At 38.4% G+C, this 12,385-nt stretch carries 13 protein-coding genes; 1 reads left to right on the forward strand and 12 read right to left on the reverse strand.

What is annotated here, in order from left to right; translation table 11 throughout:
• The first annotated feature begins 118 nt into the window (after positions 1 to 118).
• Positions 119 to 886 (forward strand): DeoR/GlpR family DNA-binding transcription regulator, encoded by a 768-nt coding sequence (locus HT717_RS00115; protein ID WP_173304056.1) that lies wholly within the window; start codon positions 119 to 121, stop codon positions 884 to 886.
• Between the two features lie 39 nt (positions 887 to 925).
• On the opposite strand, the gene lacG is transcribed toward HT717_RS00115, so the two are convergent.
• The 12 genes from lacG to HT717_RS00175 all read right to left on the reverse strand — a co-directional run bounded on the left by lacG (position 926) and on the right by HT717_RS00175 (position 12,180).
• The gene (gene lacG / locus HT717_RS00120; protein ID WP_173304058.1) at positions 926 to 2,332 is read right to left on the reverse strand and encodes a 6-phospho-beta-galactosidase; all 1,407 of its coding nucleotides are present in this window, start codon (positions 2,330 to 2,332) and stop codon (positions 926 to 928) included.
• A 213-nt stretch (positions 2,333 to 2,545) separates the two neighbouring features.
• Positions 2,546 to 4,237, reverse strand: a complete 1,692-nt coding sequence (locus HT717_RS00125; protein WP_173304060.1) for a lactose-specific PTS transporter subunit EIIC — start codon at positions 4,235 to 4,237, stop codon at positions 2,546 to 2,548.
• Complete coding sequence (locus tag HT717_RS00130) at positions 4,237 to 4,554, reverse strand: PTS lactose/cellobiose transporter subunit IIA (protein ID WP_061759069.1); 318 nt, start codon at positions 4,552 to 4,554, stop codon at positions 4,237 to 4,239. The genes HT717_RS00125 and HT717_RS00130 overlap by 1 nt, the downstream gene beginning before the upstream one ends.
• A gap of 35 nt (positions 4,555 to 4,589) precedes the next feature.
• Entirely contained in the window at positions 4,590 to 5,426 is an 837-nt protein-coding gene (locus tag HT717_RS00135; protein WP_173304062.1) for a transcription antiterminator, read from the reverse strand.
• 233 nt (positions 5,427 to 5,659) lie between these two features.
• Entirely contained in the window at positions 5,660 to 6,640 is a 981-nt protein-coding gene (gene lacD, locus HT717_RS00140; protein ID WP_001229114.1) for a tagatose-bisphosphate aldolase, read from the reverse strand.
• 1 nt (position 6,641) lies between these two features.
• Complete coding sequence (locus HT717_RS00145; RefSeq protein WP_173304064.1) at positions 6,642 to 7,571, reverse strand: tagatose-6-phosphate kinase; 930 nt, start codon at positions 7,569 to 7,571, stop codon at positions 6,642 to 6,644.
• Between the two features lie 10 nt (positions 7,572 to 7,581).
• Positions 7,582 to 8,097: a galactose-6-phosphate isomerase subunit LacB gene (gene lacB, locus HT717_RS00150; RefSeq protein WP_045611527.1), complete on the reverse strand. Its 516-nt coding sequence runs from the start codon at positions 8,095 to 8,097 to the stop codon at positions 7,582 to 7,584.
• A 30-nt stretch (positions 8,098 to 8,127) separates the two neighbouring features.
• Complete coding sequence (gene lacA / locus HT717_RS00155; protein ID WP_000029277.1) at positions 8,128 to 8,553, reverse strand: galactose-6-phosphate isomerase subunit LacA; 426 nt, start codon at positions 8,551 to 8,553, stop codon at positions 8,128 to 8,130.
• 286 nt (positions 8,554 to 8,839) lie between these two features.
• Positions 8,840 to 9,736, reverse strand: coding sequence for an aldose 1-epimerase family protein (locus HT717_RS00160; protein WP_173304066.1), 897 nt, complete (start codon positions 9,734 to 9,736; stop codon positions 8,840 to 8,842).
• Between the two features lie 101 nt (positions 9,737 to 9,837).
• Positions 9,838 to 11,313 carry a PTS galactitol transporter subunit IIC gene (locus HT717_RS00165; RefSeq protein WP_173304068.1) on the reverse strand — a complete coding sequence of 492 codons (1,476 nt, stop codon included), beginning with the start codon at positions 11,311 to 11,313 and terminating at the stop codon, positions 9,838 to 9,840.
• A 46-nt stretch (positions 11,314 to 11,359) separates the two neighbouring features.
• Positions 11,360 to 11,665, reverse strand: coding sequence for a PTS sugar transporter subunit IIB (locus HT717_RS00170; protein ID WP_000590547.1), 306 nt, complete (start codon positions 11,663 to 11,665; stop codon positions 11,360 to 11,362).
• 38 nt (positions 11,666 to 11,703) lie between these two features.
• Positions 11,704 to 12,180, reverse strand: coding sequence for a PTS sugar transporter subunit IIA (locus HT717_RS00175; RefSeq protein WP_000521980.1), 477 nt, complete (start codon positions 12,178 to 12,180; stop codon positions 11,704 to 11,706).
• Positions 12,181 to 12,385 lie beyond the last annotated feature (205 nt).

Below are 12,385 nucleotides of genomic sequence, written 5' to 3' on the forward strand. Positions count from 1 at the left end.
AAATATCATGGTTTGTTTAAAACAACCATGATATTTTTGTTTTTGTTTTCTTTTGTTTTTTAAATTGATTGATTGAACACTTTATGATAAAATAGTAATAGAAATAGAGGTGATAAGGATGTTAAAGCAGGAAAAACTAGATAATATTCTAGAAACGGTAAATACAAAGGGAACTATTACTGTAAAAGAAATCATGACTCGCTTGGATGTATCAGATATGACTGCTAGACGCTACTTGCAAGAGTTAGCAGACAAAGATCTACTTGTTCGAGTGCATGGAGGAGCTGAAAAAATTCGCACAGGTTCCATTTTAAATAATGAACGTTCCAATATTGAAAAACAAAGCTTACAAATCGCAGAAAAACAAGAAATTAGCCGTTTTGCAGGCCATTTAATCGATGAAGGGGAAACTATTTTTATTGGGCCAGGAACAACATTGGAATCGTTTGCTCGTGAACTTCCAATTGATAATATTCGTGTTGTAACAAACAGTTTACCAGTCTTTCTCATCTTAAACGAACGAAAACTAACAGATTTGATTTTAATCGGTGGAAACTATCGATCTATCACTGGAGCCTTTGTCGGAACACTAACTTTACAGAATTTGTCCAATCTCCAATTTTCCAAAGCCTTCGTTAGCTGTAATGGTATTAAGGACAATGCGATTGCGACCTTTAGTGAAGAGGAAGGCGAATCTCAACGTATCGCCCTCAATAATTCCAATAAAAAATACTTACTAGCTGATAATAGTAAGTTCAATAAGTTTGATTTTTACACCTTCTACAATATCTCAGAGATTGATACCATCGTTTCAGATTCTAAACTGAGTAAAGAAACCTTTGAACAACTTTCAAAACAAACAAAAATTATTCTTTCTAAACCATAAAACGATCCCCACCGATTGGTGGGGATTTTTGTCAACAATTTAATCAATAATCTGAGTTTCCGCTACTTTCTTGTACCAGTGAGCTGATTTCTTCGGATAACGTTCTTGAGTTTCAAAGTCTACATAAAAGAGACCGTAACGTTTCTCATATCCATTTGACCATGAGAAGACATCCATTAATGACCAAATGAAGTAACCTTTTACATTCGCTCCATCTACAATAGCATCAGATAAGACTTCCAAGTGTTGTTTGACATAATCAATACGGCCATCATCATAAACAGTGTTATCAACGAACTCATCTTTATATCCAAGACCATTTTCAGTGATGTAAATCTTCTTGTAGTTAGGATAATCTTTCTTCACGCGCATGATTTGGTCATACAAACCTTGAGGGTAGATAATCCAATCCCAGTCTGTACGTGGTACATAATCAGGAGCTACACGACGACCAACACCTTTGATTTGGTATTTAGAGCTTCCTTTTTCACCTTTACCATTATGGATGATTTCTGTTTCTCCATCAAAGGCTTCCATCCAGTCACTCATATAGTAATTAATTCCAAGGAAGTCATTCAAGTCTTTTGCGGCTTCTAATACTTCGAAATCTTCTTCACGAAGATCTAAGCTACCACCATTGGCAGCCAAGATAGCCTCTACCCCTGCCAGGGTCTTTTCAGAGTAGTGACCCAGATAAGTTGCATCCAAGATAAATTTATTATGGATAATGTCCTCCAACTCTGCCGCAATAACATCTGCAGGATTTTCAGGATCTAGAGGATACTTAGTAGGCAGAGCATGAACAACACCAATTTCACCTTTATAGCCTTTATCTTTATATAGCTTGACTGCACGTGCATGAGAAACCATCATATTGTGGTGCGATTGGAAAACTTTGGCAAGATCGTACTGAATACCTGGAGGGAATTTCCCAACCAAGTATTGACCATCACCGATTGGCCCAATTTCATTAAATGTTGTCCAATAGTTTACTTCTGGAAATTCTTCAAAACAGAAGGCCGCGTAGTCTACAAAGTGTTCAATATTTTCACGGTTTAAGAAGTCGCCATTTGAGTGGAGAGCTTCTGGCGTGTCAAAGTGATGAAGAGTTACAAAAGGCTCAACATGACGTTTGTGACACTCAGCAAATAAATTATGATAAAACTCAACACCTTTCTGATTTACTTGACCATAACCAGTCGGGAAAATACGTGACCAGGCAATAGAAATTCGAATGCCATTGACACCATACTCTTCTGCTAGCTTGAGGTCAACTGGATATCGATTGTAAAAATCACTAGCTGGTTCGGCAGTGTACCAGTAGTTATCTTCAAGATATTTATCCCAAGCAACTGGTCCTTTTCCATCAGTATGTGTAGCACCTTCTGCTTGATAGGCGGCTGTTGCGCCACCGAAAATAAAGTCTTTTGGTAATGTTTTTGTCATTTTTTCACCTATTTCTTGATTTAAATAAAGTAAAAGTGAGAGGAGAGGAGTCAGTGAGCTATCCTTCTCCATCTCACTTCTTGTACCAAGTCACCGAATTGTGACATGAGAAGGTAAAAACGATATCTTTTTACCGACGAATTAACAAGGCAATTAGGGAATTCGCCATAGCGATTTCCGTAACGAGAGGAGACTGTTTCACAGTCCCTATCGTTAATCGAATTGAGCTTGTACAAATGCTAGAGCACCTTTGCCATCACGAGTTAGTTTGATGTATTGAGCGCCTTCTGTCTTAGCAAGTTTAATATCGAGTTTATCTGTTTCTGCTTTCATGTCTTCAAAGTTAGAAGCTACTTGAGGGGCAAGGATAACCAAATCAAACTCTGGCAACATTTCACGGTGAGCACCATAACCACCTGCTGCTGCTTTCACAGGAACATTGTACTCTGCAGCTGCCTTGTTCAAAGCATTTGCAAGAAGTCCACTTGTTCCTCCACCAGCACAAAGAACCAAGACATTTGTTTCTTTAGTGATTGTATTTTGTGCTGCTTCTACACCAGCTTTTTCAAGAATAGCATCTGCTTTTGCAGTGTTGAAGTTTGCAGCAATTTTTTCTTTCAATTCATCATTAGACTTACCTGAACGCTCTTCTTCTAGAATTTGTTCATCATAGACTTTAAGGAATGGATAGTAAATGACTACGTCAACCACGATTAGAAGAGCAGCAAGAATGAATGATAGAACTTGGAAGTTAGTTCCAAGAACTAGACCTAGTGGAGCTGGAGTTGTCCATGGTAAATTAGCAGTGAATGAGTTCATTCCAAGAGTCTCAATAAAGAATTTAAAGATCCATACGTTAGCGATTGGAGCAAAGATAAATGGAATGAAGAAGATTGGGTTCAGTACAAGTGGTGCACCAAACAAGATTGGTTCATTTACACCAAAGAATGTTGGAACTACTGAAGCACGACCGATTGCACGGTTACGTTTCGATTTTGTCAACCACATGAACATGAATGGAACAACCAGTGTCGCACCAGTACCACCCATGGTAACGATAAACATTTGTGTACCAGAAGTAAGAATCTTGTCAGCGTGCATACCTTGTTGGAGAAGGTTCAAGTTGACTTCGGCATTTGCATAGGTAATAGCCGCGATAGCAGGCTCAACGATAGATGGACCGTGGATACCAACAAACCAGAAGAAGGCAAAGGCACCAAAGATAATGGTAATACCAAGGTAGCCGTCTGCTGCTGAGAAGAGTGGTGCAAAGAATTTACCGATTGATTCAGCTACGCTTGCACCAACAAAATGACGAGCTAGTAAATCAAGAGCATACAGTGAAACAACTGAGAGAGTGAATGGAATCACATCTTTAAAGACTTGTGAGATATTTGGTGGAACTTCGTCAGGCATACGAATAGTGACGTTGTTCTTAACACAAACCTTATAAATGGCTACGGTAACAAAGGCAGCAAGGAAGGCTGAAAGCAAACCTTTTGTCCCCAAGAAGCCAGTAGCTAGACCATTTTCGATAGGATCAGCTGCCAACATCAACAAACCAACAATTGCTGCCAAAAGTGTTGACATATAGTTGATTTGATTGGTTTTCTCCATGCTACGGTTTACTGAGTCGGTCAATGACTTAGCTGTTGTACCAGCTACCAACAAAGCCAAGATACCCATTGAATAGCTGTAAGGTTTCATGAGGAGATTAACAACATCATCAGACCATTTAAAGCCCCATGAATTTGGTACAAAGGCAATCAAGATAAAGATACTTGAGAAGAGAATAACAGGCATACCTGCAATGAAACCATCACGAATAGCACGAAGATAGATATTACGAGATAATTTCTCAAAGAAAGGCTTTCCTTTCTCGATAAATGCAATTAGTTTGTTCATTATTTAACTCCTCTCTTATAAAGTTCGATTAAGTGGTGCATCAAATCTTTTAACAAGATAGTTGTCATCAAGTGATCTTGACCATGCATCATGGTCACACTATAAGCCAAATCTTCACCAGCTGCTTCCTTAGTCAATAGACTTGTTTGCGCGTGGTGAGCCTCTGCAATACAGCTACCAGCTTCCTCTACCAGAGCGTCCGCTTTTTCAAAATCACCAGATTCAGCAGCCTTCAAGGCTTCCAATAGTTTTGAACGAGCATCGCCCGCATAAGCTACGATTTCAAAACCTAACAATGTTACTTCTTCTCTATTCATGATAGAATTCTCCTTATGTATTTTTAATTAAATTTTTATGACAATAAACGTTGGATATGTAGAACTAGATAAACTCGTTCGCTCTTATACAAATCAAGACCCGTATGTTGCGTAATCACATCATAGATCTTGGAACCAATCTCGAACGCTTTTGGATAGGATTGCTTAATATGATCTTCCATATCCAGAAGTGATTGGTTATCATCTCTAGATCTGTCTAAATAATCCAGGAAATAATTCAAATGTATCATAAAGCGATCATAGAAATGATTATTCTCTTTGGTTCGTTGAATTGCATAGTCCTTTAGCACTTCTTCAACATTCCTGAGGATTTCTTTCCTCTTATCAATCGACTCCACAAGTTCCACTTCATTCTCACCTTCGGCATTGATGAAATGATAAGCAATCCGAATAATTTCATCTTCAGGGAAATGATCTGCTAGCTTCTGACGATAAATTTCAAAAGCCTCATTTGCAATTTGAAAAGCGACAGGATACTTGGTAGAAATATCTGGCAGATTACTATCCTTGTACCTTCCTTGTGCTAGAGCTTGGTAAGAACAGTAAATATGATCTGTCAAGGTTACGTAGAGATACTCTTGAATCGGATAATGATATTTCTTTGATAACTTATCAATGATCTCATAGGTCACTGTGATAAAATCTAGAGGAACATCTTTGAGGAGAGCCATAAAGTTTTCTCTTGACTCTTCGGTCTTCATCCGAAAGATTTTCTCAACCTGCTGTTCAGCAATCAAATCTCCCTTCTTCTTTCCAAATGCAATCCCCTTACCAATTACAATCACTTCTTCTCCTTTATCATTTCTGACAAGCGAGACATTGTGATTCATTGGATTTAGAATTCGATACATGTCAACCTCCTTTTATATTTTAAAGGTATATGAGTATAAAAAATGACCACAAATGAACTAGAAAATCATCTGATTTCTAATTCACCTGTGATCATGCCTAATATTACTTAGTAACACTCACCTTGTATTAACTTGTGATTTAAGTATAGCACAAGTAAGTTATTTTGTAAACCTTTACATACAACTTTTTTTAAAAATTTTTAGATTCATGTTCCTAACCTAGGAGGAGCTTCTTACACGCGTTCTTTCCATGAAGTCGCTGTTGTTTGAAGAACTTTATTGAGCTCATCAATGTTTTCAAATCCAGTTGTGCGAAGCCATTCGCGAGCTGCTGCTTCACCATCTTTGATGTATGCTTCAACTGATCCAGCCCATGTAGCACGGCCACAAAGAACTCCGTTAAAGTTTGCACCTGATTCATGAGCAAATACAAGAGTATCTTGGAAGAGTTTAGCTGATACACCAGCACTCAAGTAAATGTATGGCAAGTTAGTTGCTTCATCTTGGGCTTTGAAGAAGGCTGCTGCTTCTTCACGTGTGTAAACTACTTCACCTTCAGCGAATCCCTCAACATATTTAATGTTAACAGGAACTTCTACTTTCAAGACATCAATGTTAAAGCGTGGGTCTGAGAAGACTTTCATAGCACCGATAACTTTGTGTGGTTTTACTTTCGCGTATTCTACAGAACCTGCGTCCGCAATTTTTTCATCGTAAGCAAGGATTTCAAGGAAGAATGGGATATCTTCAGCCACACATTCAGAACCGATACGTTCGATGTAAGCTTGTTTTTCTTGGTTGAGTTCGTCTGAGCTATCTACATCATAGTAAAGCAAGAATTTAACCGCATCTGCACCTTCTTCTTTAATACGTTTTGCAGACCAAACATCCAAGCAGTCTGGCAAGCGTTTTGTGCTTGTTGTGTCATAACCTGTTTTTTCATAAGCAAGGAGAAGACCAGCCTTTTCATCAAGAGCTTTTGTTGCTGGAAGTCCATACTCAGGGTCAAGAAGCATAGATGAAGCGTATTTAGTCAATTCATCTGCAACCAAGACTTTCAGTTCTTCCATTTGAGCTACAGTTGGTTCTTCTGTTTGGTGTTGAGCCATGAGGCGTTTCAAAGCACCACGTTGGTCAAATGCAAGAGCTGAGATGATACCATTTTCATCAGAAAGTTTTTCTAAGCGTGCACGTTTTTGTTCTGTTAAAGCCATTTTATACCTCTTTTACTATTAATTGATCATATAGAGCTTGATAGTTAGCCATGTTGACATGGCCAGTCATTTTTTCTTGAGCATTGAGCATACCAAGGACATTTGCCTTGATGAGTAGTTCTGCATCCGATTCTTTATGAAGTAGGCCTGAAGAAATCCCTGCCACAGTAGAATCTCCAGATCCGACAGGGTTGACTACCTGGATTCTAGGAATATCTACCTTGTAGAAAGTATCACCATGTTTAGCAAAGGCACCGTTGGCACCGAGTGAAACGATAATCCATTCAATACCTGCAAACAAAGGTTCTTGAAGAACTTCTTTTAATTCATCTAAATCCTCAGAAACTTCTCTTCCTAGAAGTTGAGACAATTCCTCATTATTTGGTTTGATGACTGTTGGTTTATGTGATGATTCAAGAACCGCCTGAAGAGCTGCACCAGAACAGTCCAAGACTACAGGTTTGCCAGCTTGATTCGCAAGTTCTACCAAGCTCGCATAGTAATCAACTGGAAGGCCAGCTGGGAGACTACCTGAAATAGCTACTACTTCAACTGACTCCAAGAGTTTTTTGAAATGTTCCAAAAAGTCTTGACCTTCCTGTTCCAATACTTCAGGACCTTTTTCAAGAACTTCTGTTTGATTGTCTCCGTGAAGAATAGCGATACAGTTACGAGTTTCTCCCTGAATAGAGAAGAAATCTTTCTTAACGTTATCATCGATATTTTCAACCAAAAACTCACCAAGTTTGCCACCAACTAAACCAGTAGCAAGAACAGAATCCCCAAATTCTGAAAGTACTCGAGTAACGTTTAGTCCTTTACCACCAGCAGTTTTGGTTACATCCACCACACGATTGACAGTATCAATCTTCAACTCATCCAAAGGATAGGAAATATCGATGGATGGGTTCATTGTGACTGTTAAAATCATAGGTCACCTCTTAGTCGTGGTATTCTCCGCGATCCCATTTTTCAAGGAATTCAGTGAAGAAGTTTGCGTCTGTTTGTTGAGCATTGTGACTTTCAACGTGTTCAATTTTCGCAATCAATTTTTTGTTTTCTTCAGATGGTTTGTATTCAGCATGGATGAAAGCTTCGATGATGTCACACATGAGCAATTCACCAGTAATCTTACCACCAAAACCGATAACGTTGGCGTTCAATTCTTCTTTAGCATAAAGAGCTGTTGTCATATCACGAACCAAGGCAGAACGGACACCTGGAACTTTATTTACAGCGTTGTTGATACCAACACCAGTACCACAGATACATACTCCAAGATCAGCTTGACCGCTAGTTACAGCTTCACCAACTTTTTTACCAAAGATTGGGTAGTGAGTACGTGTGTGGTCATAAGTACCAAAGTCAATGACTTCATATCCTTTTGATTTCAAAAATTCTGAAACCGCCATTTTTTCATCTGTTACGATGTGGTCACATCCAATTGCAATTCTCATTTTTAACTTACCTTTCTTACTGTAATCTAATTAGCACATTTTGTTCAACATATCAACACGAATTTGGTGACGACCACCGTCGTATTTACCGTTAACAAATCCTTTAGCAATGTTTTTAGCCAATTCATCACCAACAAGTTGTGCACCCATAGTGATCATACGTGAGTTGTTGTGTCCACGAGTCATATAAGCTGAACGTTCGTCAGATACTTCTGCAGCAACCATTCCTTTGATCTTAGTTGCGACCATAAATGGACCAGCTCCATAAGCATCAATCACGATACCAAGGTTTTGTTCTTCTTTGTTTACTTCTGCAGCAACAGCAAGAGTCACATCAACAAAGTCTTGACCTTCAGCTGTAACATCCACAACGTGGAAGTTTTCTTTTTCCAAGAAGTCTTTCACAACTTCTTTCAATCTCAAACCTGCAGCATCTGCACCGATAACAATAGACATATTGTATACTCCTTTTTATTTTTCTAGGCTAGTAAAACCTTTTATAGTTAGCAGTTTAGCTACAAAAAGCTTTCTAGCAGTTTATTGACAAATTGGATTGAATGAGATGAATGACACCTTATTCAAGTTTAGGAAACCAGTTTCCTAGAAATAATCCTTCTCCACGAAAGAAAATATAACAAGCGATTATTTGTTTGTTACAAACATCATTTGTTGTTTACAAACATAATATACTCCTATTTACCGAAAAAGTCAACAGTTAATGTTTGTTTTTGTGTTTTTTTAACTAAAAAATTTCGATATCAAAACCAATTTGATCCACTTGACCAGGTTCTAGGAGACGAACATTCTTCTTATCTTCTAGATGATCTCCTTCTTCAAGAGATGTTGACAAACCTGACCATGGTTCAAAAGCAATGAAAGGTCCCTTATTCAAAGTTGACCAGATAATGAGATTTGAGAACTCTGCAAAGTGCACTTTCAACCCTTTATCATGTTTACGAGAACGAAGGGCAATTGTTCTAGATTGCAATTCATCTAAGGTGACTGCATCTGTACTGAAAAGATCATAGCTGAGGTCTAATTCTTTTTGACCTTCTAACCATGGACTTCTATCTTGGAAATCCAACATACCTGTTTCTGGGAAAGGGCGTGGAACAGAGCAAGTCTCTTCTTTCTCAAACTCTAAATAGTAGTCTTCATAGACTTCATCATCAAGTAGAGGACAATTAAAGCCTGGATGTCCACCAATAAAGTAAGGCATGACCTTGCTAGTTTCTTTATTGAAAATCTTGTATTGAGTCCGTACTGTCTTACCAGTAAGGATATAAGTGATTTCTAGGCGGAAATGATAAGGGTAGTTCTGATAGCTATTCTCATCGTCTTCAATTGCAAAAGTTACACTCTTGTCTGTCTGTTCAACTAATTCAAATTCTTTCTTACGAACCAAACCATGACGAGGAATGCTCCCTTTACTTTCTTGTCCCTTCTCATCTATATAGAGGGCTGTATCATCCCTCAATGAACCACAAATGGGGAATAGAACAGGAGCTTGTCCACTCCAATAAGTGGCATCCCCTTGCCACAAATACTCAAGACCTTCAGCATCTTTTATAGAAGAAAGAGCCCCGCCAAAACTGTTAAATTGAACACTTAATTGTTCTGATTTTAATTCAATTACCATTATTTTCTCCGATTTCTTGATAGTTTATAAAAAACTAGGCTGTCACTCCTATCAGGAAAATAACAACCTAGCTTTAACAATTTACATTTTATAGGAGTGCATTATTTTGCTTTCGCTGCGTACTCTTCGTTACGTTTGATCATTTGTTTTCTGTACCAAGCAAAGATACCGATATAGAATACAAGGAAGACTACAGCACCAAGGATTGCTTTGATATCACCTGTTGTAGTGTTACCAATTGTCCAACCAAGAAGTTTTTCAATTGGTCCTTCAAGAGTTGAGTGAGTAATCAATTGAGTTTGGCTCACACCAGCTGGGAAGGCACCTACACCTTTAGCAAGTTCTGTTGCAAATGGTGCAATAAGTGTACCTGAAAGAAGGAAGAGTGGCAACAAGAGTGTTCCAAAGATGATCATGCGGAGCAATTTACCACGTGTTACAACCAAGAGAGCTGGAGTAACACCCATAGCGATGATACCTGCAAGTGGCAAGATACCATTTCCGACTTTTGAAAGAAGCACAGCTTCAACCAACATAATTGGTGCAAGTACGTTTGCACAAGCCCAAACTTCAGCACGACCAGCGATGAAAGGCCAGTCAAGACCGATGTTGAATTTACGTCCTTGAAGACGTTTAGTAGCAACGTTTGTAATACCTTGTGAAAGTGGCTCTACGGCAGCGATGAACCATGAACCGATAAGTGAGAAGAGTTCCAAAGACACACCAGCTGTCAAACCAAGAGACAACCAACCTTTAATAACTAATTGCCAGTTTGATGCATCTTCTACGCCAGCAACTGGATGTGGAGTACCCATCAAACCGATGACGATACCAAGGATGAAACCGATGAAGAATTTAGATCCCCAGAAACCGATTTTCTTGTTCAATTTAGCAGCATCAAAGTCATATTTATCAAGACCTGGGAAGAATTTTTCAAAAATCTTATCCAAAACCATGATAACTGGGTTCATCATGTAGTTCATGTGAGTTGAAGTCATTGGTGATGAACTTGGTGCGTTAAGAAGATCGTCGAATGTAGGTTTCATCAAATCAGAGTTGATAATTTTAAGAACCCCAACAAGAACAACTGCTGCAGTCGCAATGAAGAGTGAAACTCCTTGGCTAACGCCATTGTTGTCTGCATACCATTTAATCAAAAGACCTGTGATAGACAAGTGCCAGATATCGAAGATATCAACGTCAAGTGTATCAGTTTTCTTCATAGCAAGCATCACTACGTTGACAATCAACATGATGAGCAAGAAGTAAAGTGTCCAAGCAGATCCCCAAGTGATTGTAGCAAGCGGTGCCCAACCAACGTCGGTGATGTTCAATTGAATACCAGTATTTTCAACGAATTTTGCAAGTGATGCTGAGAAAGCACCATTTAGCATACCGATGATAGCACCGATACCAGTAAGAGCGATGGCAAGTTTGATACCACCTTCAAGCGCTTTGGAGAATTTCACTCCAAAAAGTAGAGCCAATACTGTCAAAATGATCAACATGATGATCGGTCCACCCATATCCAAGATAGGTTTGAACAGCTTATTGGCTAGTTCGATAATGACATCCATAATAGTTCCTCCCTTTTTATGTTATATGAATGTTAACAAATTAAAATTAGCTTAACCCGTGTTCTTTAATGGCTGCTTCAATATTGTCAAATACTGGAGCACTCATAGCTGGGATACGGAATAAGATTGGTCCAGCTTCGATAACTGGAATACCTGGGTCAAAACCAAGGTCTGTCGCAGCAATTGGTGTGAAGATGTCATAACCTTTGATAAGATCTTCATTAACATCTTTGACCATGACCGCATCACAGTGAACATCAAAACCGCGGTTTGAAAGTTCTTCTTCAAGAGCACTTTTAATTTGGTGGCTTGAGTTAACACCTGCACCGCAGGCAGCAAGAATTTTAATCATATGGATTTCCTCCGATTTAATATTTTTAATTGACAAGATTAAGCGGTTGCTTCAGCTATATAAGCATAGAGAGCTTCTGGTTCTGAAATTTTTGATAGGTCTTCAAGATGACCATTTCCAGTAAAGAAGTCCATCAACTGAGCAAGAATGTTGGTTTGACTTGAACTTGAGTTATTAATGATAAAGAAGAGCAAGGATACCTCTACTTCCTTATCTGGTGCAATCATATTGTGGAAAGTCACTGGTTTTTCTAATCGAACCACTACAACTTTTTCAGCTAGATTATGAACAATATCTGTATGAGGAATAGCAACATTCGGCAAATCCTTACCCAAAAATTCCATATCTAAGCCAGTTGGAAATGACTTTTCACGCGTGATCAAGGCTTCGCGATAGGTTGGAGTCACGATTTCTCGTTCTTCCAATAAGGTAGCTACCTGATCAAATAGTTGTTCTTGATTATCCGCTTCTAAGCAAAACACAAGGTTTTTGTCAAAGAAATGATCTAATCCCATAAGGTTTTCCCTTCTTTCCATTAACTTTATGCTATAAGTATAACACTATATGAAATCGTTGTCAATATTTTTCTGTTCTTTTTTTGTCTCTTTTTTTATATTTTTGTTGTTTTTATAGTTTGTTATATAAAAAACAAACAATTAAACAAACATCCAAAACATTTATTGCGTTCCAGAACCTAAAAAAGCAGACCATTTAAGCCTG

The sequence above is a fragment of the Streptococcus sp. 959 genome, assembly GCF_013277075.1.
GTDB classification, from domain to species: domain Bacteria; phylum Bacillota; class Bacilli; order Lactobacillales; family Streptococcaceae; genus Streptococcus; species Streptococcus pseudopneumoniae_C.